The 26,405-nt window shown below is 64.7% G+C and carries 23 protein-coding genes and 5 tRNA genes; 21 read left to right on the top strand and 7 right to left on the bottom strand.

The genetic code is table 11. The annotated features are described in order from the left end of the window. Positions 1–53 precede the first annotated feature (53 nt). A complete protein-coding gene (locus tag P0Y43_RS18075) occupies positions 54–1,265 on the bottom strand; it encodes a pyridoxal phosphate-dependent aminotransferase (protein ID WP_275638620.1) in 1,212 nt (403 codons plus the stop codon). A gap of 168 nt (positions 1,266–1,433) precedes the next feature. Between P0Y43_RS18075 and msrB the strand changes: the two genes are divergently transcribed. After that, positions 1,434–1,829, top strand: a complete 396-nt coding sequence (gene msrB / locus P0Y43_RS18070; RefSeq protein ID WP_275638619.1) for a peptide-methionine (R)-S-oxide reductase MsrB — start codon at positions 1,434–1,436, stop codon at positions 1,827–1,829. A 14-nt stretch (positions 1,830–1,843) separates the two neighbouring features. Beyond that, complete coding sequence (locus P0Y43_RS18065; protein ID WP_275638618.1) at positions 1,844–2,332, top strand: glutathione peroxidase; 489 nt, start codon at positions 1,844–1,846, stop codon at positions 2,330–2,332. Here the strand turns inward: P0Y43_RS18065 and P0Y43_RS18060 are convergent. Continuing rightward, a complete protein-coding gene (locus P0Y43_RS18060; RefSeq protein ID WP_275638617.1) occupies positions 2,322–4,634 on the bottom strand; it encodes a hybrid sensor histidine kinase/response regulator in 2,313 nt (770 codons plus the stop codon). The two genes, P0Y43_RS18065 and P0Y43_RS18060, sit on opposite strands and share 11 nt — an antisense overlap. A gap of 214 nt (positions 4,635–4,848) precedes the next feature. Here P0Y43_RS18060 and P0Y43_RS18055 point away from each other — a divergent pair, with 214 nt between their 5' ends. Next, the gene (locus P0Y43_RS18055) at positions 4,849–5,739 is read left to right on the top strand and encodes an ATP-binding protein (RefSeq protein WP_275638616.1); all 891 of its coding nucleotides are present in this window, start codon (positions 4,849–4,851) and stop codon (positions 5,737–5,739) included. After that, complete coding sequence (locus tag P0Y43_RS18050; RefSeq protein ID WP_275638615.1) at positions 5,736–6,218, top strand: GAF domain-containing protein; 483 nt, start codon at positions 5,736–5,738, stop codon at positions 6,216–6,218. The genes P0Y43_RS18055 and P0Y43_RS18050 overlap by 4 nt, the downstream gene beginning before the upstream one ends. Before the next feature lie 78 nt (positions 6,219–6,296). Here the strand turns inward: P0Y43_RS18050 and P0Y43_RS18045 are convergent, their stop codons facing one another. After that, the gene (locus P0Y43_RS18045; RefSeq protein WP_275638614.1) at positions 6,297–7,064 is read right to left on the bottom strand and encodes a hypothetical protein; all 768 of its coding nucleotides are present in this window, start codon (positions 7,062–7,064) and stop codon (positions 6,297–6,299) included. A gap of 391 nt (positions 7,065–7,455) precedes the next feature. On the opposite strand from P0Y43_RS18045, the gene P0Y43_RS18040 reads away from it, so the two are divergent. From P0Y43_RS18040 to P0Y43_RS18020, 5 genes are all read left to right on the top strand, one after another. Next, positions 7,456–7,531: transfer RNA gene (locus P0Y43_RS18040), tRNA-Glu, on the top strand. Between the two features lie 2 nt (positions 7,532–7,533). Beyond that, positions 7,534–7,609, top strand: a tRNA-Gly gene (locus tag P0Y43_RS18035). 95 nt (positions 7,610–7,704) lie between these two features. After that, positions 7,705–7,780, top strand: a tRNA-Glu gene (locus P0Y43_RS18030). Between the two features lie 3 nt (positions 7,781–7,783). Beyond that, positions 7,784–7,859, top strand: a tRNA-Gly gene (locus P0Y43_RS18025). An 84-nt stretch (positions 7,860–7,943) separates the two neighbouring features. Continuing rightward, positions 7,944–8,019: transfer RNA gene (locus P0Y43_RS18020), tRNA-Gly, on the top strand. A gap of 113 nt (positions 8,020–8,132) precedes the next feature. Here the strand turns inward: P0Y43_RS18020 and P0Y43_RS18015 are convergent. Beyond that, on the bottom strand, positions 8,133–8,546 hold the full coding sequence (locus P0Y43_RS18015) for a PA2817 family protein (RefSeq protein WP_275638613.1): 414 nt from the start codon (positions 8,544–8,546) through the stop codon (positions 8,133–8,135). Positions 8,547–8,676: 130 nt separating this feature from the next. After that, positions 8,677–11,124: an acyl-CoA dehydrogenase gene (locus tag P0Y43_RS18010; RefSeq protein ID WP_275638612.1), complete on the bottom strand. Its 2,448-nt coding sequence runs from the start codon at positions 11,122–11,124 to the stop codon at positions 8,677–8,679. A 208-nt stretch (positions 11,125–11,332) separates the two neighbouring features. On the opposite strand from P0Y43_RS18010, the gene P0Y43_RS18005 reads away from it, so the two are divergent. The 3 genes from P0Y43_RS18005 to P0Y43_RS17995 all read left to right on the top strand — a co-directional run bounded on the left by P0Y43_RS18005 (position 11,333) and on the right by P0Y43_RS17995 (position 13,809). Continuing rightward, positions 11,333–11,956 (top strand): glutathione S-transferase, encoded by a 624-nt coding sequence (locus tag P0Y43_RS18005; RefSeq protein WP_275638611.1) that lies wholly within the window; start codon positions 11,333–11,335, stop codon positions 11,954–11,956. A gap of 144 nt (positions 11,957–12,100) precedes the next feature. Next, positions 12,101–13,033, top strand: coding sequence for an ABC transporter ATP-binding protein (locus P0Y43_RS18000; protein ID WP_275638610.1), 933 nt, complete (start codon positions 12,101–12,103; stop codon positions 13,031–13,033). Then, entirely contained in the window at positions 13,030–13,809 is a 780-nt protein-coding gene (locus P0Y43_RS17995; protein ID WP_275638609.1) for an ABC transporter permease, read from the top strand. The genes P0Y43_RS18000 and P0Y43_RS17995 overlap by 4 nt, the downstream gene beginning before the upstream one ends. On the opposite strand, the gene P0Y43_RS17990 is transcribed toward P0Y43_RS17995, so the two are convergent. After that, positions 13,693–14,319, bottom strand: a complete 627-nt coding sequence (locus tag P0Y43_RS17990; RefSeq protein WP_275638608.1) for a DUF2062 domain-containing protein — start codon at positions 14,317–14,319, stop codon at positions 13,693–13,695. The genes P0Y43_RS17995 and P0Y43_RS17990 overlap by 117 nt on opposite strands. A 143-nt stretch (positions 14,320–14,462) precedes the next feature. On the opposite strand from P0Y43_RS17990, the gene P0Y43_RS17985 reads away from it, so the two are divergent. The 8 genes from P0Y43_RS17985 to murB all read left to right on the top strand — a co-directional run bounded on the left by P0Y43_RS17985 (position 14,463) and on the right by murB (position 21,303). Further along, positions 14,463–16,679: a DNA internalization-related competence protein ComEC/Rec2 gene (locus P0Y43_RS17985; protein ID WP_275638607.1), complete on the top strand. Its 2,217-nt coding sequence runs from the start codon at positions 14,463–14,465 to the stop codon at positions 16,677–16,679. An 80-nt stretch (positions 16,680–16,759) separates the two neighbouring features. After that, entirely contained in the window at positions 16,760–17,395 is a 636-nt protein-coding gene (locus tag P0Y43_RS17980; RefSeq protein WP_275638606.1) for a MotA/TolQ/ExbB proton channel family protein, read from the top strand. After that, positions 17,392–17,826: an ExbD/TolR family protein gene (locus tag P0Y43_RS17975; RefSeq protein ID WP_275638605.1), complete on the top strand. Its 435-nt coding sequence runs from the start codon at positions 17,392–17,394 to the stop codon at positions 17,824–17,826. Before P0Y43_RS17980 ends, P0Y43_RS17975 begins: the two co-directional genes overlap by 4 nt. Beyond that, positions 17,826–18,836 (top strand): tetraacyldisaccharide 4'-kinase, encoded by a 1,011-nt coding sequence (gene lpxK, locus P0Y43_RS17970; RefSeq protein ID WP_275638604.1) that lies wholly within the window; start codon positions 17,826–17,828, stop codon positions 18,834–18,836. Before P0Y43_RS17975 ends, lpxK begins: the two co-directional genes overlap by 1 nt. Positions 18,837–18,876: 40 nt before the next feature. Beyond that, the gene (locus tag P0Y43_RS17965; RefSeq protein WP_003247142.1) at positions 18,877–19,062 is read left to right on the top strand and encodes a Trm112 family protein; all 186 of its coding nucleotides are present in this window, start codon (positions 18,877–18,879) and stop codon (positions 19,060–19,062) included. Further along, positions 19,059–19,823 carry a 3-deoxy-manno-octulosonate cytidylyltransferase gene (gene kdsB, locus P0Y43_RS17960; RefSeq protein ID WP_275638603.1) on the top strand — a complete coding sequence of 255 codons (765 nt, stop codon included), beginning with the start codon at positions 19,059–19,061 and terminating at the stop codon, positions 19,821–19,823. The genes P0Y43_RS17965 and kdsB overlap by 4 nt, the downstream gene beginning before the upstream one ends. Then, positions 19,823–20,287 (top strand): low molecular weight protein-tyrosine-phosphatase, encoded by a 465-nt coding sequence (locus P0Y43_RS17955; protein ID WP_275638602.1) that lies wholly within the window; start codon positions 19,823–19,825, stop codon positions 20,285–20,287. The genes kdsB and P0Y43_RS17955 overlap by 1 nt, the downstream gene beginning before the upstream one ends. Then, complete coding sequence (murB, locus tag P0Y43_RS17950; RefSeq protein ID WP_275638601.1) at positions 20,284–21,303, top strand: UDP-N-acetylmuramate dehydrogenase; 1,020 nt, start codon at positions 20,284–20,286, stop codon at positions 21,301–21,303. The genes P0Y43_RS17955 and murB overlap by 4 nt, the downstream gene beginning before the upstream one ends. Positions 21,304–21,397: 94 nt before the next feature. Here murB and rne read toward each other — a convergent pair whose 3' ends face one another. Further along, on the bottom strand, positions 21,398–24,697 hold the full coding sequence (rne, locus tag P0Y43_RS17945) for a ribonuclease E (protein ID WP_275638600.1): 3,300 nt from the start codon (positions 24,695–24,697) through the stop codon (positions 21,398–21,400). Between the two features lie 751 nt (positions 24,698–25,448). Here rne and rluC point away from each other — a divergent pair. Then, positions 25,449–26,405 (top strand): 23S rRNA pseudouridine(955/2504/2580) synthase RluC, encoded by a 957-nt coding sequence (gene rluC, locus P0Y43_RS17940; RefSeq protein ID WP_275638599.1) that lies wholly within the window; start codon positions 25,449–25,451, stop codon positions 26,403–26,405.

The following is a 26,405-nucleotide window of genomic DNA, read 5'->3' as shown; positions in this document are numbered from 1 at the left end:
CGTTGCGGGGTGTAGGAAGATAGTTGGGCCCGCAACGCGGGCCCGGTAGTCGCTTATTGCTGGTAGGTGCGCAGGAAGTTACCGATGCGGCCGATGGCCTGCTCCAGGTCGTCGACCCGCGGCAAGGTGACCACGCGGAAGTGGTCTGGCCACGGCCAGTTGAAGGCGGTGCCCTGGACGATCAACAGCTTTTCCGACAGCAGCAGGTCGAGCACGAACTTCTCGTCGTTGTGGATAGGGCACACCTTTGGGTCGATACGCGGGAAGGCGTACAGCGCGCCCATGGGCTTGACGCAGCTCACGCCTGGAATGGCGTTGAGCAATTCGTAGGTGCGGTTGCGCTGCTCCAGCAGGCGCCCGTTGGGCAGTACCAGGTCGTTGATGCTCTGGTAGCCGCCCAGGGCGGTCTGGATCGCATGCTGCGACGGCACGTTGGCGCACAGGCGCATGTTGGCCAGCATGTCGATGCCTTCGATGTAGCTCTGGGCGTGTTGCTTGGGCCCGGAGATGATCAGCCAGCCGGAGCGGAAGCCGGCAACGCGGTAGGACTTGGACAGGCCGTTGAAGGTCAGGCACAGCACGTCCGGGGCCAGCGACGCGGTGCTGATGTGCACGGCCTCGTCGTAGAGGATCTTGTCGTAGATCTCGTCGGAGAACACCACCAGGTTGTGCTGGCGTGCCAGCTCCAGCATGCCCAGCAGCAGCTCCTTGGAGTACACCGCGCCGGTCGGGTTGTTCGGGTTGATGATCACCAGGGCCTTGGTGTTCGGGGTGATCTTGGCCTTGATGTCGTCGAGGTCGGGGAACCAGTCTGCCTGCTCGTCGCACAGGTAGTGCACGGGCTTGCCGCCCGCCAGGCTCACGGCGGCGGTCCACAGCGGGTAGTCCGGCGCCGGGATCAGCACCTCGTCACCGTTGTTGAGCAGCGCTTGCATGGACATCACGATCAGTTCGGACACGCCGTTGCCCAGGTAGATGTCCTCGATGCCGACGCCTTCGATCTGCTTCTGCTGGCAGTACTGCATGACCGCCTTGCGCGCGCTGAACAGCCCCTTGGAGTCGCTGTAGCCCTGGGCGGTGGGCAGGTTGCGGATCACGTCCTGGAGAATCTCGTCGGGCGCCTCGAAGCCAAACGGCGCCGGGTTGCCGATGTTCAGCTTGAGGATGCGCTGGCCTTCCTCTTCCAGGCGTTTGGCGTGCTTGAGCACCGGGCCGCGAATGTCGTAGCAGACATTGGCGAGCTTGTTCGATTTGCTGAACTGCATGATGTGATCCCGATTGGATAAGTCGCGGGGCGCGGCCGTCAAAAGGTTTGAAAAGGACGGGGCGCGGGTGCCAGACTGAGCGTCTGCACACAAGCCAACTAATATACGTGCCACCCGCGCTACGGAAAAGACAGCGCGGGGTGAAATTCCGCCTGCCGAGGTCCACCCATGCAAAAGATCGAGAAAACCCTGGAAGAGTGGCGCGCGATGCTCGACCCCGCGCAATACCAGGTGTGCCGCCTGAAAGGCACCGAGCGCCCCTTCAGCGGCAAATACAACAGCGAGCGCCGCGCCGGCATCTATCATTGCATCTGTTGCGACCTGCCGCTGTTCGATGCGCGGACCAAGTTCGATGCCGGCTGCGGCTGGCCGAGTTTCTACGAGCCGATCGAAGAGGGCGCGATGATCGAGATCCGCGACACCTCCCACGGCATGATCCGCACCGAAGTCACCTGCGCCCAGTGCGACGCGCACCTGGGCCATGTGTTCCCCGACGGTCCGCCACCGACTGGCCTGCGCTATTGCATCAACTCGGTTTGCCTGGATTTCAAACCGCACGACTGACACGGAGAATCGACATGGCTGACGCGTTGCTGGACTTCCCCTGTGTGACCCTCGCCGGCGAGCAGAAAACCCTCGGCGACTTCGCCGGCAAGGCGCTGCTGGTGGTCAACACCGCCAGCCAGTGCGGCTTCACCCCACAGTACAAGGGGCTGGAGCACCTTTGGCAGCAATACCAGGCGCGTGGCCTGGTGGTGCTGGGCTTTCCCTGCAACCAGTTCGGCAAGCAGGAGCCGGGCGATGCCCTGGAGATCGCGCAGTTCTGCGAGCTGAACTTCGGTGTGAGTTTTCCGCTGTTTCGCAAGGTCGAGGTGAACGGCCCCGGCGCCCACCCGCTGTTCGCCGAGCTGAAGAAGCGCGCGCCCGGGGTGCTGGGCACGCAGAAGATCAAGTGGAACTTCACCAAGTTCCTCATCGATCCGGTCAGCGGCCAGGTCACCCGCTACGCGCCGACCACCAAGCCGGAAGCGATCAAGGCGGCGATCGAGCCGTTGCTCAACCGCTGAGCGGCACCCAGTGATCGATCAGCGCCAGTAGTTCCTCGCGGCGGAACGGTTTGGCCAGGTAGTCGTCCATGCCCGCAGCGCGGCAACGCTCACGTTCCTCGGGCATGGCGTTGGCGGTCAGGGCGACGATCGGCAAGTCTGGCCAGCGCCCGCTCTGGCGGATGCGCCGACTGGCCTCGTAGCCGTCCATCACCGGCATGTTGCAGTCCATCAGCACCAGGTCGAACCCTTCCCTTTCCAGCATCTCCAAAGCTTCGGCGCCGTGGGCCGCGACCTGCACCTGGCAGCCGAGCTTGCCGAGCATGCCCTTGGCCACCAGCTGGTTCACCGGGTTGTCCTCCACCAGCAGAATGCGCGCGCGGCGCTGCTGCAAACCGCTCACTTCGTGCAGCAGAGGCGTGTTGGGTTCGCCCTGCAAGGTGCGGCGCAGGATCTGGTAGAGCGCATTGCGCGCCAGCGGTCGGGCCAGTTGGTGCAGTGGCGCCAGGTGCGCGGCCTCCTCGCCGGGGAGAAAGTTGCCGTAGGCGGTCACCAGCAGGATCGGCGCCTTGAGGGTCGGGCGCAGTTCGAACAGGTGCTCCAGGTCGTCGGTGATCAGCAGGTCGATGGCAGTGCCCGCGAGCCCATCGGCGCCATCGCGGCGTTGGTAGTCCAGGCCCCAGCTTGGCAGCAGGCCCTCGAGCAGTTCTGCCAGGCCGCTGGACGCATTGCTCAGGGCGACCACGCGCCCTTGCAACGGCGCTGCGGCCAGCGCCTCGGTATGCGCAGGCAGCGGCAGCTCGGCACTGAATCGGCTGCCAAAACCGGTTTCGGAATGGATGTGCAGATGCCCCTGCATGGCCCTGCACAGGTTGCGGGTCAGCGCCAGGCCAAGGCCGGTGCCCCCATACTGGCGGGTGATGCCGGCGCCAGCCTGGGTGAAGGGCTGGAAGATTCGCGCCTGGGCCTCCTCGGGGATGCCAATGCCGGTATCGCAAACCTCCAGGCGCACGCCGCCGACGATGGGTGAAAGGCGCACATCGACCCGGCCAAAGCGGGTGAACTTGAGCGCGTTGGACAGCAGGTTGCTGACGATCTGTCGCACCCGGGTCGGGTCGCCGAGCACCGTGCTGGGGAAACCCGCGTCGACCAGGCAGGTCAGCTCGACGCTGGCGGCGGCATTCTGCGACAGCAGGTTGGCGGTGTCTTCGACCATTGCCCCCATGTCGAAAGGGATGCGTTCGAGCTCCAACTGCCCGGCGTCGAACTTCGACAGGTCGAGGATATCGTTGAGCAGTTCCACCAGCACCTTGCCCGAGTCGTGGGCGATCGACAGCTGCTGGCGTTGTTCGGCGTTGAGCCCGCTGTCCAGGGCCAGGGCGATCATGCCGAGCATGCCATTGAGCGGGGTGCGAATCTCATGGCTCATGTTGGCCAGGAAGGCGGCGCGCGCCTGGGCCATGTCCAGGGCGCGTCGGCGTGCTTCCTCCAGCTCCTGGTTGGACTGGCTCAGGCGGCTGTTGCTGGCCTTGAGCTCGTCTGTGCGTGCCGAGACGATGTCTTCCAGCTCGTTGAGGTATTGGGTCAGGCGGTTCTCGGCGTTGCGCCGCTGCTGGATCTCGGTGGCCATGCTGATGAACTGCTGGTTGGCGACCTTCACAAGTACGCCGATCTCGTCGTGCTCGTGGCCATGGGGGTAGTCCAGGCGCGTGCGCCCGGGCTGGCGTGGGTCGCTGCCGCTGAGTGCGCCGATCACCGTGACCAGTGGCTTGGTCAGCATCATGTAGAACAGCGCCAGGAGGATGCCGGTGAGCACCAGGCTGCGGGCGAAGCCGTTGAACAGGGTGATTCCGGCGCGGTCGAGGAAGCGACTGCCGAAGGCATAGGTGTCGATGTCCAGGTACAGGGTGCCGAGGTAGTCCTGTGGCATGTGGGCGAGGAACAGACGGTCGCTGAACTGGCGCTGCTCGCCGAACAGGAAGTCGCTGAGTGGGCGGTAGCGGTCTTCCTGGCGCGGGCGTTGGACGTCGGCGAGTACCGTGTCGTTGTTGTCGATCAGTCGCGCGCGCACCACCGCCGGCGATTGCAACAGGCCTCCGGTGAGTTCCTTGGCCAGTTCCGCGTCGATGTTATAGGCGATGCGCGAGGCCGGATCGTGGCTGATCTGCAGCAGCGCTTGCACTTCGCGGTTGATGGAAGCGTCTTCGCTGGCATAATCGATGCCGATCTGGATGAGACTGAGCAATGCTCCCAGGATGAAGCCGACCAGGACTGTCAACTGGGCTTGCTTGTATGACAGGCGATTGGTGAACTTGATATCCATGGTTCCCGAGCCGGTTCAACGCCCCTTGCGCTGCGCAAGCATAGCCGATCAGCCTCGGCTGCTGGCGGGTCTGTCTGTTGTTTCGATCGATCATTCGTTGGGTGAGTGCGGTCCCATCGCGGGGCGAGCCCGCCCCTACAGGTTTGAGGAGCGGGCTTGCCCTGCGATGAGGCCACACTGGCCCCTGAACCGATCTTGAATATAGGTAGCCCACATGGACCCCCGCCTCATCGCTTTCCTTGACCGCGCCGAATCCGTTCTCGCGCGCCTCGAACCGCTGTTGCCCGCTCCTCGACCCGACATCGACTGGGCCCGCACCCTCGCTGCGCGCTGGCAGCGCGACGGTCGCAGCGGTTACCTGATGCCGCTGGAGGTCAGCCTCGATATCCGCCTGTCCGACCTGATCGGCGTCGACCAGCAGCGCGAGCAGTTGGGCCGCAACACCCACCAGTTCATCAGCGGCATGCCCGCCAACCACGCCTTGTTGTGGGGCTCGCGCGGTACCGGCAAGTCGTCGCTGGTGCGCGCACTGCTGGCCGAGCATGCCGGCAAGGGGCTGCGCCTGATCGAGATCGAACGCGATCACCTGGCCGACTTGCCGCGTGTGGTCGAGCAACTGCACAAGCTCGAGCAGCGTTTCATCCTGTTTTGCGACGACCTTTCGTTCGAAGCCGGGGAGGGCGACTACCGGGTGCTCAAGAGCGTGCTCGATGGCTCGTTGGAGCAGGCACCGGACAACGTCCTGCTGTACGCCACCTCCAACCGTCGTCACCTGGTGCCGGAGAGGCAGAGCGACAACGAGAATTGGAAGATGGTCGACGGCGAGCTGCACCCCAACGAGGCGGTGGAGGACAAGATCGCGTTGTCCGACCGTTTCGGGTTGTGGCTGTCGTTCTACCCCTTCACCCAGGATCACTTCCTCAACGTGGTCGAACACTGGATCGGCCAGCTGGCGGGTGACGCCGGCCTGCGCTGGCAGCGTGACGAGGAACTGGACAAACTCGCCGTGCGCTGGGCCACCGGCCGCGGCAACCGTAATGGCCGTTGTGCCTATCAGTTCGCCCGCTACTGGGTCGGGCTGCAATTGCTGGAGCAGAATCAATGATCGACCTCAATGCCAGTAGCGCCGGTCTGAACGGCTATGACCTGCTGGCTGCGCAAGTGCAGGCGTTGTTCGCCGACGAGCGAGACTTCATCGCCAATGCCGCGCAGTTCTCGGCGTTTCTCTATCATCAGGTGGAGGACCTGAACTGGGCGGGTTTCTATATCAACCGCAATGAGCAACTGGTGCTTGGGCCATTCCAGGGCCAGGTCGCCTGCGTGCGCATTCCGTTCGACAAGGGCGTGTGTGGGGCCGCTGCGGCATCGCGGCAGACCCAGCGGGTCGAGGACGTGCATGCGTTCCCGGGGCATATCGCCTGTGACAGCGCGTCGAACAGCGAGCTGGTGATTCCGTTGGTGAAGGATGGGCGGTTGATTGGCGTGCTGGATCTGGACAGCCCGAAGCTGGCGCGCTTCAGTGAAGCGGATCAGTTGGGGGTGGAGCGGTTGGTGGGAATATTCCTGGCGTTGACCGATTGCTGATCGCTGGGAAATGAAAAGGGGCCTGTGGAAGGCCCCTTTTCGTTGGCGTCTGTGCCGGCCCTGTGGCGGGGCGTACGGTCAATCGTAAATGACCTTCTTCTTCCAGGTCTCGTCCTCGTCGGTCTTGAGCCCTTGGGTCAGTGCGTTCTGCTCGTCCTCGGCCGGTTCCATCTGGTCCAATACCTGAGCGTTGGCGCGGGCCAGGAGTTTTTCCAGGTAGGTCAGCTGTTCCTCGTACTGCTTGGGCTCCGGTTGCTTGCGCAGATACTGCACACCACGCTCGAACGCCAGGCGCGCATGGCCCGGCTGGCCTTGCTGCAGGGCCTGCTGGCCGAGGTTGTTGAAGAACTCGATGTGCAGCAGCACCAGGATGTGACGGACCTCGCGCACCCAGTACTTGCCCTCGTTGGCCTGCAGGAAGTTGTCCTGGGTGGCCTTGACGATCTGGTTGTGCAGCGACTCCAGTAGGAAGCGCACGTCCTTGGCCTTGACCTCTGTCTGGATCGGGCTGGGCGGGTTGTTCACCTTGATCTTTTCGCCCTGGGCGATCAGGCCCTCGAGTTCGGCGATGCGGTTCTTGAACTGGGCGTTGTGCTTGTCCAGTGCCAGCTGGCGCTGGTTGAGGTTCAGCTCCAGACGCGTCAGCAGCAGCTTGAGCGCCGGAGTCATCAGTTGGCCAGGGAAGGTCTCGGTGATTTCGCCGCAGCGGCGCAGGCGTTCGGCAAGCTCGACCTTGAGGCGCGCGCGCTCGAGCTTGGCATTCTCCACGACATTGTTGAGGTAGCCGATCACGATCAGTAACGCGATACCCGCCACGATGAGCAGGGTGATCAGAAGTGGTGTCACCGTTAACGCCTCTGAAGAAAAGTTTTACAGCTTGAGTGTAGTAAGTTCGCCCGGAAGCGAACAGTGCAGCCCAGCGGACAACCCGGCTTCTTTATAGGAGTGGGCTTGCCCCGTGATCGGGGTCGGTACTGACACCACACGCTATCTGTGTCGGCGGCGCCCCCGAAACCTGCAGTGCTGGCACTTTGATGCGAGCTTGCCGGGCTCGCGTCAGAAAATCAACGCCAATCCCTGGGCGCTTCGTCGCTATCCCCTCATTCCACCCGGAAGTCATTGATTTAAATAAATTTCTACAAAGGGGTTGACGGCCTTTGGATGCGTCCCTAGAATGCGCGCCACTTGCAGCGTAAAGCACAGCGCCAAATGCAGCAGGCAGTGAATGTTGTAGTGTGTCCCCTTCGTCTAGTGGCCTAGGACACCGCCCTTTCACGGCGGTAACAGGGGTTCGAGTCCCCTAGGGGACGCCAATGCGGGAATAGCTCAGTTGGTAGAGCACGACCTTGCCAAGGTCGGGGTCGCGAGTTCGAGTCTCGTTTCCCGCTCCAGTTTCTCCGGCACTGCTTTCATGGCGGGGCGGGAAAAGAAAATCCAGATTGAATCGTGAGGTTCACCTTCTGGTGCGCTGAAAAGCGTTGGGTATGTCCCCTTCGTCTAGTGGCCTAGGACACCGCCCTTTCACGGCGGTAACAGGGGTTCGAGTCCCCTAGGGGACGCCATTTGCGGGAATAGCTCAGTTGGTAGAGCACGACCTTGCCAAGGTCGGGGTCGCGAGTTCGAGTCTCGTTTCCCGCTCCAGTTCAAATACTGTGGCGTTCATGACGGTACAGGGCGATGAAGGGCGCAACGCCGCTTCACGCCGTAGGCAGTAAAGCTTCAAATGCGGGAATAGCTCAGTTGGTAGAGCACGACCTTGCCAAGGTCGGGGTCGCGAGTTCGAGTCTCGTTTCCCGCTCCAATACAAAACGCCACTTCGTTGAAGTGGCGTTTTTTTTTGCGTTGGAATGCATATGCAGATACCCGCCTGATCCCCCAGGCGCGGGCTCTGGGGGGCAGGTTGGAGAGCCCTGCTTAGTGAGCGGTATCGCCCGCGGTTGGGTGTGCCAGCAACTGCTTTTCCAGATTCCAGTCGAACGGCTCGCCATTCTGCTCGGCCTCGTAGCGACGCTCCTCAAGCGTTTGGTAGAGGTCGAGTTCTTCGTCCGGCATGAAGTGCAGGCAGTCCCCGCCGAAGAACCACAGCAGGTCGCGTGGCACCAGATGGGCGATCTGCGGGTAGCGCTGGATCACCTGGCAGATCAGGTCCTGGCCCAGGTATTGGCTTTCCAGCGGATCTTGCGGCAGCAGGGTCAGCAATTCGTCGAAGCGTTCGAGGAACAGGGCGTGGCTCTCCTCTGGCACCTGCTCGGCTTCGCCCAGGGCCACCAGGATCGTGCGCAGGTGGTTGAGCAATTGCAGGTGGTATTCCAGGTGCGGGTTGGCCATTGGGGTGATCCTCGGGGTGGTTGAAACGGGGGCGGAGTATACGGCGCGGGGGAGTGGTGTTCAAACCGCCCCGTCCACAGGTTTCGCTAGGCGCGATACTTGTGGGCGGGGTGGTTCGCGGCGAGTGGGGTCAGCGGATCCGGCCCGCTTCAGGCAGCAGCTGCTCTTTGTCGAAAGCATCCACGTCGATCACCGCTCGCCGGGCTTTTTCGGCGTCGTGCAGCTTTTCAGCTTCTTCAGGCTGAAGGGCTCCAGCCGCCAGGGCGGCATCGATAAACGACTCGCCAGGGGCGGGCTGTACGCTGCCTGCCTTGATTGCCTGGTACAGCGTCTTTTGCAACGGTGCCGTTTCATCCAGCAGGTCGCTGGCCCGTTGCAGCGCGGCCACCGGGTCGTCGTCGGCCTGTGGCCGGAAGCAACCGGCCAGCAATGCTTCCAGTGCCGGGTCGCCCTGGCGTCGCCCGATCAGTTCGGCGACTTCGGCGTCCAGTTCATCGCTGGGGCCGGTGTGGCGTCGTCCGAACGGGAACACCAGTACACGCAAGGCGCAACCGATGAAGCGATTGGGGAAGTTGTCGAGCAGGCGGTCCAGGGCTTGCTCCGCCTTGCCCAGGCTTTCTTCCAGGGCCCAGCGCAGCAGCGGTTGCAGGTGCTCGGGCGAACCTTGGTCGTGATAGCGCTTGAGCGCCGCCGACGCCAAGTACAGGTAGCTCAGGACGTCGCCCAACCTTGCGCTCAGGCGCTCGCGGCGCTTCAGCGCGCCGCCCAGCAGCATCATCGACAGGTCGGCAAGCAGCGCGAACGCGGCGGCCTGGCGGTTCAGCGCGCGGAAGTAGCCTTGGCTCAAGGCATCGCCCGGCACCCGCTCGAAATGCCCTAGGCCCAACCCCAGCACCAGGGTGCTGGCGGCGTTGCCGGTGGCGAACAGGATGTGCTTCATCAGCAGGTCATCGAATTCCTTCAAGGCCTGGTCGCGGTCCTCGCGGCCGGCCAGGGCCATCTCCTTGAGCACGAATGGATGGCAGCGAATCGCGCCCTGGCCGAAGATCATCAGGTTGCGCGAGAGGATGTTGGCGCCCTCGACGGTGATGAAGATCGGTGCACCCTGCCAGTTGCGCCCCAAGTAGTTGTTCGGGCCGAGGATGATGCCTTTGCCGCCATGCACGTCCATGGCGTGCTGGATGCACTCGCGGCCGCGTTCGGTGAGGTGGTACTTGAGGATTGCCGACAGCACCGAGGGTTTTTCACCCAGGTCGACCGCCTTGGCGGTGAGCAGGCGGGCGCTGTCCATCAGCCAGGCATTGCCGCCGATGCGGGCGAGCGCTTCCTGGATGCCCTCGAAGGCCGACAGCGGCACGTTGAACTGCTCACGGATGCGCGCGTACTGGCCGGTCACCAGGCTGGTGTACTTGGCCGCACCGGTGCCCACGGCGGGCAGGGAGATCGAGCGACCCACCGAGAGGCAGTTCATCAGCATCATCCAGCCCTTGCCGAGCATGGCCTGGCCGCCGATGAGGAAGTCCAGCGGCACGAACACGTCCTTGCCGCTGTTGGGGCCGTTCATGAATGCCGCGCCCAAGGGCAGGTGACGCTTGCCGATGTCCACGCCGGGAGTGTCGGTGGGGATCAGCGCCAGGCTGATGCCCAGCTCTTCTTGGTCGCCCAGCAAATGGTCGGGGTCGTAGGCTTTGAAAGCCAGGCCCAGCAGGGTGGCCACCGGGCCGAGTGTGATGTAGCGCTTTTCCCAGTTCAGCCGCAGGCCGATCACTTCCTCGCCGTTCCATTGCCCCTTGCAGATGATGCCGGTGTCCGGCATGGCGCCAGCATCAGAGCCGGCCAGCGGGCCGGTGAGGGCGAAGCAGGGAATGTCGTCGCCACGGGCGAGGCGTGGAAGGTAGTGGTTGCGCTGCTCCTCGGTGCCGTAGTGCAGCAGCAATTCAGCAGGGCCCAGCGAGTTGGGGACCATCACCGTGGAGGCGAGATCGCCGCTGCGCGTCGCCAGCTTCATCGCCACTTGGGAATGGGCGTAGGCGGAGAAGCCCTTGCCGCCGTATTCCTTGGGAATGATCAGGGCGAAGAATCCCTCGCGCTTGATATGCGCCCAGGCCTCGGGCGGCAGGTCGAGGTCTTGGCCGATCTGCCAGTCGCTGACCATGGCGCAGAGGGCCTCGGTAGGGCCATCGATGAAAGCTTGCTCTTCTTCGGTGAGCTGTGCGGCCGGGTAGGCGAGCAAGGTATTCCAGTCTGGGCGACCGCTGAACAGTTCGCCGTCCCACCACACGGTGCCAGCGTCGATCGCTTCGCGTTCGGTCTGTGACATTGGCGGCAGGGTGCGTTGGAACCAACTGAACACCGGCCTCGTGAGAACCTTGCGGCGCCATTCGGGCAGCAGCACCAGCGCCGCCTTGAGCGCCAGCACCAGCCAGAACAGTGCCAGCAGCCAGCCGGGCGCGCTGCTGAAAATACCCATCAACAGCACGTAGACGGCGATGACCCCGAGTATCTGCAGGGGCGCCAGGCGCCGGTGCGTGAGGTACGCCGCACCGATCACCAGTACCACCAACCACAACAGCAACATAGTCCTTCCTCCTTGGAACCTGGGCTCGAAGCCACCCCGCAAAGCTTAGACGGCCTGCCGGGGAAGGCCTGCTTTGAACAGTGACAGGGTATGGCGCTGGGAGTTCGACCGAGCGTACCGGCCAATCGTGGGGCGGGGCCGCGGATTCAACAACGGGGCGCTTTTCTTGGAGTAGACTGGGCGTCCTTCACTCAATCGGGACGTTGTCATGCTGAAGATCTGGGGCCGGAAAAACTCTAGCAATGTGCGCAAGGCGCTATGGATTGCTCACGAACTCGACCTGGAGTTCGAGTCCATCGACGCCGGTGGCGCCTTCGGCCTGGTCAATGAGCCTGATTACCGGTCGCGCAACCCCAACGGTCTGGTGCCGCTGCTCGAAGACGGCGATCTGGTGCTCTGGGAGTCCAACGCTATCGTGCGCTACCTCAGCGCCGAATATGGCAGCGAGCAGGGCTGGTATGCCGCCGACCCGCGCCAGCGCGCCCAGGCGGACAAGTGGATGGACTGGACCACCTCGTCCTTCGCCACGCCGTTCCGCCCGCTGTTTTGGGGCTTGCTGCGCACCCCCGAGGCGCAGCGCGACTGGGTGGCGATCAACGCCGCGCAGAAGGCCTGTGCCGAGTTGCTGTCGATCGCCGACCAAGCCCTGGCGCGCCAGCCCTACCTCTCGGGCGAGCGGATCGGCATGGGCGACATCCCGCTGGGCTGCTTCGCCTACGCCTGGTTCGAGATGCCCATCGAACGCCCGGACATGCGCCACCTGCGTGCCTGGTACGAGCGCTTGAAGGCGCGCCCGGCCTACCAGGCAGCGGTGATGACCGCACTGACCTGAGGCGAACACCCTGGCTGTTTCGATAGTCACTATCGACACACATGACTGTACTTGCGCGGCCTGGCCTTGCACCATGGCCGCACTCACTGCGCCAGTGAATCGACCTGGCGTGTCCTGAACCTCTTTATCGGTACCTGACCCGCTATGAGTTCCGCCCTGTCCATACGACAGCTGACCAAGACCTACGGCAATGGCTTCCAGGCCCTCAAGGGCATCGACCTGGAAGTCGCCGAGGGTGACTTCTTCGCCTTGCTGGGCCCCAACGGTGCCGGCAAATCCACCACCATCGGCATTCTCTCGACCTTGGTGAACAAGACCAGCGGCACGGTGAATGTCTTCGGTCATGACCTGGACCGCGAGCCGTCGGCGCTCAAGCGCAACATCGGCGTGGTGCCCCAGGAGTTCAACTTCAACCAGTTCGAGAAGACCTTCGACATCGTCGTCACCCAGGCCGGCTACTATGGCATCCCGCCGAAGCTGGCCAAGGAGCGCGCCGAGCAGTACCTGACTCAGCTCGGCCTTTGGGACAAGCGCGATGTGCAGTCGCGTTCGTTGTCCGGTGGCATGAAGCGTCGCCTGATGATCGCGCGCGCGTTGATTCACGAGCCGCGCTTGCTGATCCTCGACGAGCCGACCGCGGGGGTGGACATCGAGCTGCGTCGCTCGATGTGGAGTTTCCTCACCGAGCTGAACGAGAAGGGCATCACCATCATCCTCACCACCCACTACCTTGAGGAAGCCGAGCAGTTGTGCCGACACATCGGCATCATCGACCACGGCACCATCGTCGAGAACACCAGCATGCGCAAGCTGCTGGGCAAGCTGCACGTAGAGACGTTCGTGCTCGACCTCAAGCAGGACCTGGCCGCCGCGCCGGTGCTGCAGGGCTACCCGTGCCGGTTGATTTCCCCGCACAGCCTTGAAGTGCAAGTAGACAAGGACGTTGGCATCACCGCGCTGTTCGGCCAGTTGGCGCTGCAGAACATCGAGGTGCAAAGCCTGCGCAACAAGACCAATCGACTCGAGGAGCTGTTCGTGTCCCTGGTGGAAAAGAACCTGACGAAGGTGGCGGTATGAGCCTGGAACTGCGCACCAACCTGGTCGCACTCAATACCATCGTCTACCGCGAGGTTCGGCGTTTCCTGCGGATCTGGCCGCAGACCCTGCTGCCGCCAGCGATCACCATGATCCTGTACTTCGTGATCTTCGGTAACTTGATCGGCCAGCGCATCGGCGAGATGGGCGGCATTCCCTATATGGACTACATCGTCCCCGGCCTGATCATGATGGCGGTGATCACCAACTCCTACGGCAACGTGGTGTCGAGTTTCTTCGGCAGCAAGTTCCAGCGCTCGATCGAGGAGCTGATGGTGTCGCCGGTGTCGCCGCACACCATCCTCGTCGGCTACACCCTCGGTGGCGTGCTGCGCGGCCTGGCGGTGGGGGTGATCGTGACCTTGCTGTCGCTGTTCTTCACCCATCTGCAGGTGCACCACATCGGCATCACCGTGCTGGTGGTGCTGCTGACCGCGACCATCTTCTCGCTGCTGGGCTTCGTCAACGCGGTGTTCGCGCGCAACTTCGACGATATCTCGATCATCCCGACCTTCGTGCTGACGCCGCTGACCTACCTGGGCGGGGTGTTCTACTCGATCACCCTGCTGTCGCCGTTCTGGCAGACCGTGTCGTTGGTCAACCCGGTGCTGCACATGGTCAACTCGTTCCGCTACGGCATCCTAGGAGTTTCGGACATCAGCATTGGTACGGCGATCACCTTCATGCTGGTGGCCACTGCGGCGTTGTACCTGGTGTGCATCCGCCTGTTGGTCAGTGGCCGCGGCATGCGTGCCTGACACTCGGCACTTGCGGCGGCGCCACTGGCGACCGACCCACCAGCGCCAGTAGAGCATGGTGAGGCAGTAGGCGAGCGCGCCCAGCACTACACCGCAGACCACCGAGCCCAGCAGGAACGGCTGCCAGACGGTTGAGAGCTGGTCGGTGATCCATTCGAAGGTGAGCTCGTCCGGCAGAGTGCGCGGGGGAATTTGCATCAGCCAGGCGCCGGTCATGTAGGTGGCGATGAACACCGGCGGCATGGTCAGCGGGTTGGTCAGCCAGACCAGGCTGACCGCGATAGGCAGGTTGCCGCGAACCGGAATGGCCAGGCTTGCGGCCAGCAGCATCTGCATGGGGATCGGGATGAGCGCCGCGAACAGGCCGACCCCCATGGCCCGTGCCACCGAATGACGGTTCAGGTGCCAGAGGTTGGGGTCATGCAGTAATTTTCCGAAGAAGCGTAAGGATTTGTGTTCCCGAATGCTGGTCGGATCCGGCATGTAGCGTTTGAAGAGTCGGCGCGGCATGTAGGCTCCCCGGTCTCGAATGCAGGCAGTATGCCCTGATTCCCTACTCAGTCTTGTTCAGAGTTTGTGACAATTGTTGAACGTTCCCGAGCGCCGATTGCGCCTAGCCTGACGGAGCTATGTCGCTTCGGGAGCCGTACCTCATGCGCACAGGGATGTCCGCGCTAGTCCTCGGGTTGTTGGGCCTGGGCTTTCTGCCTGCATTGCCGTCTGTCGGATGGCTTTTCCTCTTGATTGTGCTTGGCGTGTCGTGTTTTGGCAGCCGTCTGTGGCCGCTGGGCTTGACGTTGCTCGGGTTGGCGTGGGCGAGTGTGTCGGCGCAGCAGGCACTGGATGATCGTCTGGCGCAGCCCCTGGATGGTCGTACCCTGTGGCTCGAAGGCCGGGTGGTGGGCTTGCCGGCGGCATTGGCGCGCAGCGTGCGCTTCGAGCTGGAGGGCGCTGTTTCTCGCCGCGCCGAGCTGCCGCGGCGCTTGCAACTGAGCTGGTTCGATGGGCCGCCGGTGAAGGCCGGCGAGCGCTGGCGCCTTGCGGTCAACCTCAAGCGCCCCCACGGCTTGCTCAACCCCCATGGGCCTGACCGTGAGGCTAACCTGCTGGCGCGGCGCATCGGCGGCACAGGCACGGTGAAGGCCGGGCAATTGCTGGCACCAGCCTCCGGGGCTTGGCGCGATACGCTGCGCCAGCGCCTGCTGGCGGTCGATGCCCAGGGCCGCGAGCCGCTGCTGGCCGCGTTAATCCTGGGCGATGGCTCGGGGCTGGCGCGGGAAGACTGGCAAGCGCTACAGGCCACCGGCACGGTGCACCTGCTGGTGATTTCCGGTCAGCACATCGGCCTGCTGGCCGGGCTGGTATATGGTCTGGTGGCAGGCCTGGCGCGTTTTGGCCTGTGGCCACAGCGCCTGCCGTGGCTGCCTTGGGCCTGTGCGCTGGCGATGCTCGCGGCCCTGGGCTACGGCGCCCTTGCGGGGTTCCAGGTGCCTGTGCAGCGGGCCTGCTTGATGTTGGCGGTGGTGTTGCTCTGGCGCCTGCGCTTTCGCCACCTGGGTGCAGGGTTGCCCTTGTTGCTGGCGTTGCTTGGGGTGCTGCTGGTCGAACCGCTGGCCAGTCTCTTGCCTGGCTTCTGGCTGTCGTTCGGCGCGGTGGCGGTGCTGGTGCTGTGCTTCAGTGGTCGGCTGGGTGGTTGGCGACCCTGGCAGGCCTGGGCTCGCGCCCAGTGGGTGATCGCCGTGGGGCTGCTGCCGGCACTGCTGGCGCTCGGCCTGCCGGTGAGCCTCACGGGGCCGCTGGTCAACCTGCTGGCGGTGCCGTGGATCAGCCTGGCGGTGTTGCCGCTGGCCTTGCTCGGCACCGTGCTGTTGCCGCTGGCGGGCGTGGGTGAGCGTCTGCTCTGGCTGGCGGGTGGCCTGCTAGACGGACTGTTCCGGTTGTTGCACGCAGTGGCGGGCTGGCAGCCGGCCTGGGTGGCGCAGCCTTTGCCGACCTGGGCGTGGTTGCTGGTCTGTGTCGGCGCGCTGCTGGTGCTGTTGCCGCGTGGCATGCCTTTGCGCGCGCCGGGGGCGATGCTGTTGCTGGCGCTGTGGGCGCCCCGGGAGCAGGTGCCGGTGGGGCAGGTGGAGGTATGGCAGTTGGATGTCGGCCAGGGCCTGGCGGTGTTGTTGCGCACCCGCCACCATAGCCTGCTCTATGACGCAGGGCCGGCCAGCGACAGCCACGACCTGGGCGAAAGCGTGGTGTTGCCGACCTTGCGCAAGCTGGGCGTGCGCCAACTGGACCTGATGCTGATCAGCCATGCCCACGCCGACCATGCCGGTGGTGCCGAGGCGATCCATCGAGGGTTGCCGGTGGCCCGCGTGATGGCCGGCGAGGTGGACATGCTGCCAGGGGCCGAGCCCTGCGCCATTGGCGAGACCTGGCAGTGGGATGGTGTGCGTTTCTCGTTCTGGCGCTGGGCAGGTGCTCAGCACAGCAACGACCGCTCCTGCGTGTTGCTGGTCGAGGCCAATGGCGAACGACTGCTGCTGGCCGGCGATATCGAGGCGGGCGCCGAGCGGGCCTGGTTGGCCTCGGTCGACGATCCACGCATCGATTGGCTGCAGGCGCCACACCACGGCAGCCGCAGTTCGTCCACCGAGCCCTTCCTGCGTGCCACGGCGCCCCGCGGGGTGCTGATCTCCCGTGGTCGGCACAACGGCTTCGGCCACCCGCACCCCCAGGTCAGCGCACGCTACCGTCGACATGGCCTGGTGGCGCACGATACGGCGCTGGAGGGTGCCCTGCGGCTGCGTTTGGGCAGCCATGGGGGGGTGAAAGGGCTGCGCGGCGAGCGGCGCTTCTGGCGCGACGCGGGTAGTGGCTGAATGCCTGGCTGACCTTCGGCAGATGAGCCCCCGCCGGTCCTATGGTAGAGTGGCGGCCTTTTTCCAGGGGGATGCTTACTGTGTGGGAATTGGTCAAGTCCGGCGGTTGGATGATGCTGCCGATCATTCTGAGCTCCATCGCCGCGATGGCGATCGTCGCCGAGCGCCTGTGGACCCTGCGCGCCAGTCGCGTGACCCCGCCACACCTGCTCGGCCAGGTGTGGATGTGGATCAAGGACAAGCAACTGACCAGTGACAAGCTCAAGGCCCTGCGCGCCGATTCGCCACTGGGCGAGATCCTCGCCGCGGGCCTGGCCAACTCCCGTCACGGCCGCGAAATCATGAAGGAGTGCATCGAGGAGGCCGCCTCCCGGGTCATCCACGAGCTCGAACGCTACATCAGTACACTCGGTACCATCGCCGCCATGGCGCCGCTGCTCGGCCTGCTTGGCACGGTGCTGGGCATGATCGACATCTTCAGCGCCTTCATGGGCTCGCAGATGACCGCCAATGCCGCCGTGCTCGCCGGTGGTATCTCCAAGGCCTTGGTCACCACTGCGGCTGGCCTGATGGTCGGTATTCCGGCGGTGTTCTTCCACCGCTTCCTGCTGCGCCGCATCGATGAGCTGGTGGTGGGCATGGAGCAGGAGGCAATCAAGCTGGTCGAGGTGCTGCAGGGCGATCGCGAGGTCGAGGTGGCCGGAGGCAAGGCGTGAAGTTCCGGCGCAATCGGCAACGCGAGAATGTGGACATCAACCTCGCGTCGTTGATCGACGTGGTGTTCGTGCTGCTGCTGTTCTTCGTGGTCACCACCACCTTCACCCGCGAGACGCAACTGCGCGTCGAGCTGCCCGAGGCTGCCAGCGGCGCGCCCGCTCCGGCGCAGGAGGGCAAGCGGGTCGAGGTCACCATCAGCGCCGAGGGCGTGTATTCGGTGAATAACCACCTGCTGCCCAAGAGTGACCTGGCGACCCTGACCGAGGCGCTGCAACGTGAGTCCGAGGGCGACATCACCTTGCCGCTGTCGATCAGTGCCGACGGCAAGACCCCGCATCAGGCTGTGATCACCGCGATGGATGCCGCCGGCAAGCTCGGCTTCAGCCAACTGCGTATGACCACCGTCGAGGCGGCCCCAGGAACACCCTGATGGCCCTTACCGATCGCTTGCTCGCCGCCTGGTACGCGGGCCACCCGGCCCTGGCCTTGCTGCGCCCACTGGAAGCCTTGTATCGCCGCGTGGTGACGCGCAAGCGTGAGCGCTTCATCAGCGGCGAGCGCCCCGGTTATCGGGCGCCTGTGCCAGTGATCGTGGTGGGTAACATCACCGTCGGTGGCACCGGCAAGACGCCGATGATTCTCTGGTTGATCGAGCATTGTCGGCGTCAGGGGCTCAAGGTTGGCGTGGTCAGCCGTGGCTATGGCGCCAAGCCGCCGCAGTTGCCTTGGCGCGTCGAGGCTCGACAAGAGGCCGCGCAGGCCGGCGACGAACCCCTGCTGATCGTCCAGCGAACCGGCGTGCCGCTGATGATCGACCCCGATCGCGCCCGTGCGGTGCAGGCATTGCTGGCAAGCGAGCCACTGGACTTGATTCTCTGTGACGATGGCATGCAGCACTACCGCCTGGCCCGTGACCTGGAGCTGGTATTGATCGATGCCGCCCGTGGCCTGGGCAATCGCCGCTGCCTCCCCGCCGGCCCCCTGCGCGAGCCGGTCGAGCGCTTGGGCGAGGTCGATGCGCTGCTGTACAACGGTGCCAGCGCCGACCCTGAGGGTGCCTTCGCCTTCGGCTTGCAACCCCGTGCGCTGGTCAATCTGCGCAGCGGCGAGCGCCGCGACCTCGATCATTTCCCCGCAGGCCAAGCCCTGCATGCGGTTGCCGGCATCGGTAACCCGCAACGTTTCTTCAAGACCCTACTGGGGCTAAACTGGCAGCCGGTGCCGCACCCCTTTGCCGACCATGCGCAGTTCAGCGTCGACAGCCTGACCTTCACTCCCACGCTGCCGCTGGTGATGACCGAGAAGGACGCGGTGAAATGCCGTGCCTTCGCTGGCGACGACTGGTGGTACCTGGCAGTCGACGCGGTACCGTCTTCGGCCTTCGTCGCCTGGTTCGACGACCAACTCGCGCGCCTGTTGCCCGCGCGCCGGCAGCCCTGATTCCCATCCATTTCCGGCCATCGGCCTCAAGGACGCTTCCATGGACACCAAACTGCTCGACATCCTGGCCTGCCCGATCACCAAGGGGCCGCTCAAGCTCAGCGCCGACAAGACCGAGCTGATCAGCAAGGGCGCGGGCCTGGCCTACCCGATCCGCGATGGCATCCCGGTGATGCTGGAGAGCGAAGCGCGCACCCTGACCGATGACGAGCGCCTGGACAAATGAGCCTGAACTTCACCGTGGTGATCCCCGCCCGCCTGCGCTCCACGCGCCTGCCGGGCAAGCCGCTGCTGCCGATCGCTGGCAAGCCGATGGTCCAGCACGTGTGGGAGCAGGCGCGCAAGAGCGGCGCCAGCCGCGTGGTGATCGCCACCGACGATGCCAGCATCGTCGCGGCCTGCCAGGCCTTCGGCGCCGAAGTGCTGCTGACCCGCGCCGACCATGAATCGGGCACCGACCGTCTGGCCGAAGTGGCTGCCCACCTCGGTCTGCCAGCCGATGCCATCGTGGTCAACGTGCAAGGCGACGAGCCGCTGATTCCGCCGGTGATCATCGACCAGGTGGCGGCCAACCTCGCCGTCCACCCGGAAGCCGGCATCGCCACCCTGGCCGAGCCGATCCACGAGCCGGAAACCGTGTTCAACCCCAACGCCGTCAAGGTGGTCAGCGACAAGCACGGTCTGGCCCTGACCTTCAGCCGTGCGCCGTTGCCCTGGGCGCGGGACACCTTCGCCAAGGATCGCAGCCAACTGCCGCAGAGCGCTCCGTATCGCCGCCATATCGGCATGTACGCCTACCGCGTGGGTTTCCTCCAGGACTTCGTCGGTTGGGGGCCGTGCTGGCTGGAACAGACCGAAGCGCTGGAGCAACTGCGCGCGCTGTGGCACGGCGTGCGCATCCATGTGGCCGATGCCATCGAGGCGCCTGCGGTGGGCGTCGACACTCCTGAAGACCTGGAGCGCGTGCGGCGCTTGCTGGAGGCTTGATGCGCGTCCTGTTCGTCTGCCTTGGCAACATCTGCCGCTCGCCCACCGCCGAAGGCGTGCTGCGTCGGCAGCTTGAAGTGGCGGGGCTGAGTGGCGTGGTTCATGTGGCCTCCGCCGGCACTGGCGACTGGCACGTGGGCAAGTCCCCTGATAGCCGTACCTGCAAGGCGGCGTTGGCCCGTGGCTACGACCTGTCGCGCCAGCGCGCCCAGCAGGTCAAGGCCGCACACTTTGCCGAGTACGACCTGGTCCTGGCCATGGACAAGAGCAACCTGCGCAACCTGCAGGCCTTGCGCCCGCACCATGCCAGTGGCGAGCTCGATTTGTTCCTGCGCCGCTACGGCGCCGCGTTGGACGAAGTGCCGGACCCTTACTACGGAGGCGCCGAAGGTTTCGAGCAGGTCCTGGACTTGATCGAGGCTGCCTGTCGTGAACTGGTCGTTGAAATCAAGGGGCGGTTATGACGTCGCACTGGCAGGAGCAGGTTTCGCTCAAACCCTACAACACCTTCGGTATCGACGTTGCCGCCCGTTACTTCACCGAGGCGCGCAGCGATGACGACGTACGCGCCGCGCTGCGCCAGGCTGCCGAGCGCCAGGTGCCGGTGTTGGTCATCGGTGGTGGCAGCAACCTGCTGCTGACCCGTGACATCGATGCGCTGGTGCTGCACATGGCCAGCCGCGGGCGACGCGTGCTCAGCGACGACGGTGAGCGGGTGGTGGTAGAAGCCGAGGCCGGTGAGCCCTGGCACCCATTCGTGCAGTGGAGCCTGGCTCAGGGGCTGTGCGGGCTGGAAAACCTTAGCCTGATCCCGGGCACGGTCGGTGCAGCGCCGATGCAAAACGTCGGCGCCTATGGCGTCGAGATCAAGGACGTGTTCGCCGGTTTGACCGCATTGGACCGCGAAACCGGCGAGTTGCGCGATTTCAACCTGGAGGAGTGCGCGTTCGGTTATCGCGACAGCCTGTTCAAGCGAAACCCCGGGCGCTGGTTGATCCTGCGCGTGCGCTTCGCCCTCGGGCATGCCTTGCAGGCCCACCTGGACTACGGCCCTGTGCGTCAGCGCCTGAGAGAGCAGGGCGTCGAGCGGCCAACTGCTCAGGCCATCAGCGAGGCCATCTGCAGTATTCGCCGCGAGAAGTTGCCGGATCCGGCCGAGCTGGGCAATGCCGGCAGCTTCTTCAAGAACCCGGTCGTGTCGTCGGCGCTCGCCGAGCGCATCCGCGCGCAGCACCCGAACGTGGTGGCCTACCCGCAGGCGGAGGGGCAGGTGAAGCTGGCCGCAGGCTGGCTGATCGAGCAGGCGGGGTGGAAGGGCTATCGTGATGGTGATGCTGGCGTGCACCGCTTGCAGTCATTGGTGCTGGTCAATCATGGCCAGGCGAGTGGGGCGCAGTTGCATGACCTGGCGCGGCGCATCCAGGCGGATATTCTCGCCCGGTTTGGCGTCGAGCTCGAGATGGAGCCCAACCTTTACTGATTCGACAGGCCCGTCCTGATCAACGACGGGACAGGCACAAAGAAAAAGCCCCGCCAGTTCGCACTGGCGGGGCTTTTTCATTCAGCCGATGGAATCAACCGTGGTGAGGCTTGTGCTCTTCGGTGGTTTCCAGAGCCAGGTGCTGCTGTTCGGCAGTCTCCGGTGCTTCGGCTTCCACCGCAGGGCTGACCTGGGTAGCGGCTTCGGCGGCGGCAGCAGCTGCGGCAGCGGCGGCTTCGGCTTCACGCTTGCGGCGACGCACTTCACGCGGGTCGTTCGGCGCGCGGCCGTTGGCCAGCATGATGGTGGCCGGTTCGGCTGGGGTTTCTTCCACTACCGGGGCGGCTTCGACCACGGCGGCCTCGACGATCTCGGGCTGGGCTTCCACGACTGGCGCTTCCACTGCCGGCGCTTCTGCCACTGGGGTGGCCTCGACGACCGGTGCCGGCTCGGCTTCAGCCACTTCAACGGCAGGTGCAGGCTCGACTGCGGCTTCCAGTACCGGTGCTGGCTCGCTGGCGGCGATTTCCACCGCTGGCTGCGGTGCGGCTTCTACCACTGGCTCGATGCTCGGCTCGACTGCGGCCACGGGCTCGCTCAGCGGTTGCTCAATGACCGGTGCGATAGCGACAGCTTCGACCTGGGCGACGGCGTCCACCTGCTCGGCAGGCGCAGCGACTTCGCTTTCAGCGACGGTAGCGGTGGCGCGTTCAGCCTGCTCGTTGGCCTGGGCTTCGGCGTCGGCGCTGATGTTGCTGCTGGCAACGGCGGCGGTGACGGCAAGGCCTGCGGCCAGTTCGGCGCCCAGCGCGCTCGCCTGGTGCTGTTGTGGCTGCTGCTCTTCGCCGGCGTCTTCGTCGCCGCCTTCGATCAGCTCACCGTTGGCATTGCGCTGGCGCTCGCGGCGGTTGCTGCGGCGACGCTGGCCGCGGGAGCGACGACGAGGGCGCTCGCCATCGGCGCCTTCCTGCTCGTCCTGCAGCAGTTCTTCGTTCGGCAGTGGCTCGTCACCGGTGGCTTCGACTTCCTGCTCGGCAGGACGCGGCTGGCGCTCTTCGCGCGGCTGGCGCGGCTGGCGCTCTTCCCGTGGGGCGCGCTCTTCGCGCTCCTCGCGTGGTGCGCGTTCTTCGCGGGCTGGACGCTCTTCACGCGTTGCGCGCTCTTCGCGCTCCTCACGTGGCGCACGTTCTTCACGCGGGGCACGCTCCTCGCGTGGTGCGCGTTCTTCACGGGCTTCACGCGGTGCGCGTTCCTCGCGGGCTACGCGCTCTTCACGCGGCTGGCGTTCTTCGCGGGCGGCTGGGACGGCGGTGTCCAGCGGCTCGCGCAGCTCACGCACACGCTCCTCGCGGTTGGCGCGGCGGTCGTCGCGAGGCTGACGTGGCGCGCGCTCTTCGCGCGGTGCACGTTCTTCGCGTGGGGTGCGCTCCTCGCGCGGTGCACGTTCTTCACGTGGGGCGCGCTCCTCGCGTGGTGCACGTTCTTCGCGCGGTTGGCGCTCTTCACGTGGCGCTCGCTCGCTGCGCTCTTCGCGCGGCTTGCGGTCTTCCTCGCGGCGGCCGTTGCGGTTGCGGCTCTGCTGGCGGCCGTTGCGGCGTTCCTCGTTGCGCTGCGAGCGCTCGACGGCAGGTTTCTCGGTGCTGACAGCGGGTGTCGGCGCAGGCTCATCCTTGCCGGCGAACAGGCTGACCAGCGACTTCACCAGGCCTTTGAACAGGCTTGGCTCAGGTGCGCTTGGGGCCGGGGCGGCCACGGCGACAGGCTGCTGTTCTTCCGGAGTGCTCGGCACCGGGGCGTTGGCGCGGGCCGGCGCGGTTTTCACTGCGGCCTCCTGGCGAACCAGGGTGCGGGTGGCGGTCGGTTGCGGCGCTTCTTCGGTCTCGGTGGTGGCGATCTCGTAGCTGGACTGATTATTCAGTACGTCCGGGTTGTCATCGCGCAGGCGCTGGACTTCGAAGTGCGGGGTTTCCAGGTGATCGTTCGGCAGGATGATGATGCGTGCGCGAGTACGCAGTTCGATCTTGGTGATCGAGTTGCGCTTCTCGTTGAGCAGGAACGCAGCCACCGGGATCGGCACCTGGGCACGTACCTCGGCGGTGCGGTCCTTCAGGGCTTCTTCCTCGATCAGGCGCAGGATCGCCAGCGACAGCGACTCGACGTCACGGATGATGCCGGTGCCGGAGCAGCGCGGGCAGACGATGCCGCTGCTTTCGCCCAGCGACGGGCGCAGGCGTTGGCGGGACATTTCCAGCAGGCCGAAGCGCGAGATGCGTCCGACTTGGACGCGCGCGCGGTCTGCCTCGAGGCACTCGCGCACACGTTCTTCGACGGCGCGCTGGTTCTTTGCCGGGGTCATGTCGATGAAGTCGATGACGATCAGGCCGCCGATGTCACGCAGGCGCAGTTGGCGGGCGATTTCCTCGGCCGCCTCCAGGTTGGTCTGCAGGGCGGTTTCCTCGATGTCGCTGCCCTTGGTGGCGCGCGCCGAGTTGATGTCGATGGAGACCAGGGCCTCGGTCGGGTCGATGACGATGGAGCCGCCGGAGGGGAGGTCGACGACGCGCTGGAAGGCGGTCTCGATCTGGCTTTCGATCTGGAAACGGTTGAACAGCGGCACGCTGTCTTCGTACAGCTTGACCTTGCTGGCGTACTGCGGCATCACCTGGCGGATGAAGGTCAAGGCTTCTTCCTGGGCGTCGATGCTGTCGATCAGCACTTCGCCGATGTCCTGGCGCAGGTAGTCGCGGATGGCGCGAATGATGACGTTGCTTTCCTGATAGATCAGGAAAGGCGCGGCGCGGTCCTGGGAGGCTTCCTTGATGGCGGTCCACAGCTGCAGCAGGTAGTCGAGGTCCCACTGCATTTCTTCGCTGCTGCGACCGAGGCCGGCGGTGCGCACGATCAGGCCCATGTCGCCGGGGACGGTCAGGCCGTTCAGGGCTTCACGCAGTTCGTTGCGCTCTTCGCCTTCGATGCGGCGAGAGATGCCGCCGGCGCGCGGGTTGTTGGGCATCAGCACCAGGTAGCGGCCGGCGAGGCTGATGAAGGTGGTCAGGGCGGCGCCCTTGTTGCCACGTTCTTCTTTCTCGACCTGGACGATGACTTCCTGGCCTTCGCTCAGTACTTCCTTGATGTTCACCCGACCTTCGGGGGACTTCTTGAAGTACTCGCGGGAAATTTCCTTCAGCGGCAGGAAGCCGTGACGTTCGGAGCCGAAGTCGACGAAAGCGGCTTCGAGGCTGGGTTCGATGCGGGTGATCTTACCCTTGTAGATGTTGGCTTTTTTCTGCTCACGGGCGCCGGATTCGATATCCAGGTCGTAGAGGCGCTGGCCATCCACCAGGGCTACACGCAACTCTTCGGGTTGAGTTGCGTTAATCAGCATTCTTTTCATGTTGTACCGTCGGTTTCCGGGCTGCCGGAAACGGCGTTCGGCACACACGACTTCTCATGGTCGGTGCCAAGGTGCGCAAAGGGTGGCGGGCCACCCTTGTGTCCAGCGACATTCGGCACCAGCCGGTTGCCCAGCCTGCCGTGGTCGCGACGACGCGTCCTGTTTGCTGCGGTGCCTAGTGCACTCAGTCAGGAGGAGGAATCAGCCGAGGGCCGTGGACGCCCCGTGGGCATCTGCAAACACCGGATCCGCTCGCCGGGCCATTAACAGTGGGCCGGTGGCCGGATGCCGTGCTTACACGGTCCGGGCTGTACATCTCCACCCTGCACGTATCCCTGAAAATTCGGGTGCTGCCGCGCGCTGAATCCGCAACGGGTTGCATTTTTCGCCAGCTCCGGTTCGAGAGCTGGCGCCATTCATGTCCAAGGCAGGTATTTCCGAAGCATTCGCCAAGCGCTGCGCGGAAGCGACGGTGGCGTGGCAGAGGTACGGCGAAAAGAATCGGGTAAGCAGGTGAGACACCGCACTTGTCGTTTTTTTTCGTTCTTCTCTGCTCGGCGCTGGTGGCGATTCCAGGCAATTCGGTAAACTGGCGAAAACCCCGTGGGACGGCCTCGCGTCCTGGAGAATTGCGTTGGTCAGGGCAGGCTTGTAGCCATGTACCGCTGGCCTGCCGCTTTTGGCGGCGTTCTCGACTATAGCAGCAATGATTAAGTGCTTCAATTCCATAAAAAATTGTTATGATCCCGCAATGACGACCAATAATCCCCCGACTTCCGGCGTTCAGCTGATCGAAGTCGCGCCGGAACTTGCCGGCCAGCGCATCGACAACTTCCTCATCACCGCGCTCAAGGGCGTGCCCAAGACGCTCGTCTACCGCATCCTGCGCAAGGGCGAGGTGCGTGTGAACAAGGGGCGTATCAAACCCGAATACAAGCTGCAGGCCGGCGATATCGTGCGGGTGCCGCCAGTGCGCTTGCCCGAGCGTGACGAGCCGGCGCCAGTGGCCCAGGGTTTGCTGCAACGCCTGGAGGCGGCGATCGTCTACGAAGACAAGGCGCTGATCGTGATGAACAAGCCAGCCGGCATCGCCGTGCATGGCGGCAGCGGCCTGAGCTTCGGGGTGATCGAGGCGCTGCGCCAGTTGCGCCCGGATGCCAAGGAGCTGGAGCTGGTCCATCGGCTTGACCGCGACACCTCCGGCCTGCTGATGATCGCCAAGAAGCGCAGCATGTTGCGTCACCTGCATGCAGCCTTGCGCGGCGACGGTGTCGACAAGCGCTACATGGCCTTGGTGCGCGGGCACTGGCCGACGTCGAAGAAGCAGGTGAGCGCGCCCTTGCAGAAGAGCAACCTGCGCTCGGGCGAGCGCATGGTCGAGGTCAATGACGAGGGCAAGGAGGCGCTGACGATGTTTCGCGTGCTGCGCCGTTTCGGCGAGTTCGCCACCATCGTCGAGGCGCGCCCGATTACCGGTCGCACCCATCAGATTCGTGTGCACACCCTGCATGCCGGGCACATGATCGCCGGCGACAGCAAGTACGGTGACGAAGATTTTTCCCGCGAGATTCGCGAACTGGGCGGCAAGCGCCTGTTCCTGCATGCCTATGCCCTGACCGTGCCGCTGCCTGATGGCGGTGAGCTCAAGCTGGAAGCGCCAGTGGATGAGATGTGGGCCAAGACCGTGGAGCGCCTGAGTGCGACCTGA

Origin of the sequence: Pseudomonas entomophila (genome assembly GCF_029193575.1) — a bacterium.
In the GTDB taxonomy this organism is placed as follows: domain Bacteria; phylum Pseudomonadota; class Gammaproteobacteria; order Pseudomonadales; family Pseudomonadaceae; genus Aquipseudomonas; species Aquipseudomonas entomophila_G.
Note: the sequence above shows the minus strand (reverse complement) of the source record. Positions and strands in the feature narration are given on the sequence as shown.

Bases quoted from the DNA above. Each gene is read 5' to 3' on its own strand.
- P0Y43_RS18050 (WP_275638615.1), top strand. From the start codon at position 5,736: ATGATCGACCTCAATGCCAGTAGCGCCGGTCTGAACGGCTATGACCTG.
- rne (WP_275638600.1), bottom strand. From the start codon at position 24,697: ATGAAAAGAATGCTGATTAACGCAACTCAACCCGAAGAGTTGCGTGTA.
- P0Y43_RS18060 (WP_275638617.1), bottom strand. From the start codon at position 4,634: ATGGATATCAAGTTCACCAATCGCCTGTCATACAAGCAAGCCCAGTTG.
- P0Y43_RS17955 (WP_275638602.1), top strand. From the start codon at position 19,823: ATGCGCGTCCTGTTCGTCTGCCTTGGCAACATCTGCCGCTCGCCCACC.
- kdsB (WP_275638603.1), top strand. From the start codon at position 19,059: ATGAGCCTGAACTTCACCGTGGTGATCCCCGCCCGCCTGCGCTCCACG.
- P0Y43_RS17990 (WP_275638608.1), bottom strand. From the start codon at position 14,319: ATGCCGCGCCGACTCTTCAAACGCTACATGCCGGATCCGACCAGCATT.
- rluC (WP_275638599.1), top strand. From the start codon at position 25,449: ATGACGACCAATAATCCCCCGACTTCCGGCGTTCAGCTGATCGAAGTC.
- P0Y43_RS17965 (WP_003247142.1), top strand. From the start codon at position 18,877: ATGGACACCAAACTGCTCGACATCCTGGCCTGCCCGATCACCAAGGGG.
- P0Y43_RS18010 (WP_275638612.1), bottom strand. From the start codon at position 11,124: ATGTTGCTGTTGTGGTTGGTGGTACTGGTGATCGGTGCGGCGTACCTC.
- P0Y43_RS18015 (WP_275638613.1), bottom strand. From the start codon at position 8,546: ATGGCCAACCCGCACCTGGAATACCACCTGCAATTGCTCAACCACCTG.
- msrB (WP_275638619.1), top strand. From the start codon at position 1,434: ATGCAAAAGATCGAGAAAACCCTGGAAGAGTGGCGCGCGATGCTCGAC.
- P0Y43_RS17995 (WP_275638609.1), top strand. From the start codon at position 13,030: ATGAGCCTGGAACTGCGCACCAACCTGGTCGCACTCAATACCATCGTC.
- P0Y43_RS18005 (WP_275638611.1), top strand. From the start codon at position 11,333: ATGCTGAAGATCTGGGGCCGGAAAAACTCTAGCAATGTGCGCAAGGCG.
- P0Y43_RS17985 (WP_275638607.1), top strand. From the start codon at position 14,463: ATGCGCACAGGGATGTCCGCGCTAGTCCTCGGGTTGTTGGGCCTGGGC.
- lpxK (WP_275638604.1), top strand. From the start codon at position 17,826: ATGGCCCTTACCGATCGCTTGCTCGCCGCCTGGTACGCGGGCCACCCG.
- P0Y43_RS18000 (WP_275638610.1), top strand. From the start codon at position 12,101: ATGAGTTCCGCCCTGTCCATACGACAGCTGACCAAGACCTACGGCAAT.
- P0Y43_RS18065 (WP_275638618.1), top strand. From the start codon at position 1,844: ATGGCTGACGCGTTGCTGGACTTCCCCTGTGTGACCCTCGCCGGCGAG.
- P0Y43_RS18055 (WP_275638616.1), top strand. From the start codon at position 4,849: ATGGACCCCCGCCTCATCGCTTTCCTTGACCGCGCCGAATCCGTTCTC.
- P0Y43_RS18075 (WP_275638620.1), bottom strand. From the start codon at position 1,265: ATGCAGTTCAGCAAATCGAACAAGCTCGCCAATGTCTGCTACGACATT.
- murB (WP_275638601.1), top strand. From the start codon at position 20,284: ATGACGTCGCACTGGCAGGAGCAGGTTTCGCTCAAACCCTACAACACC.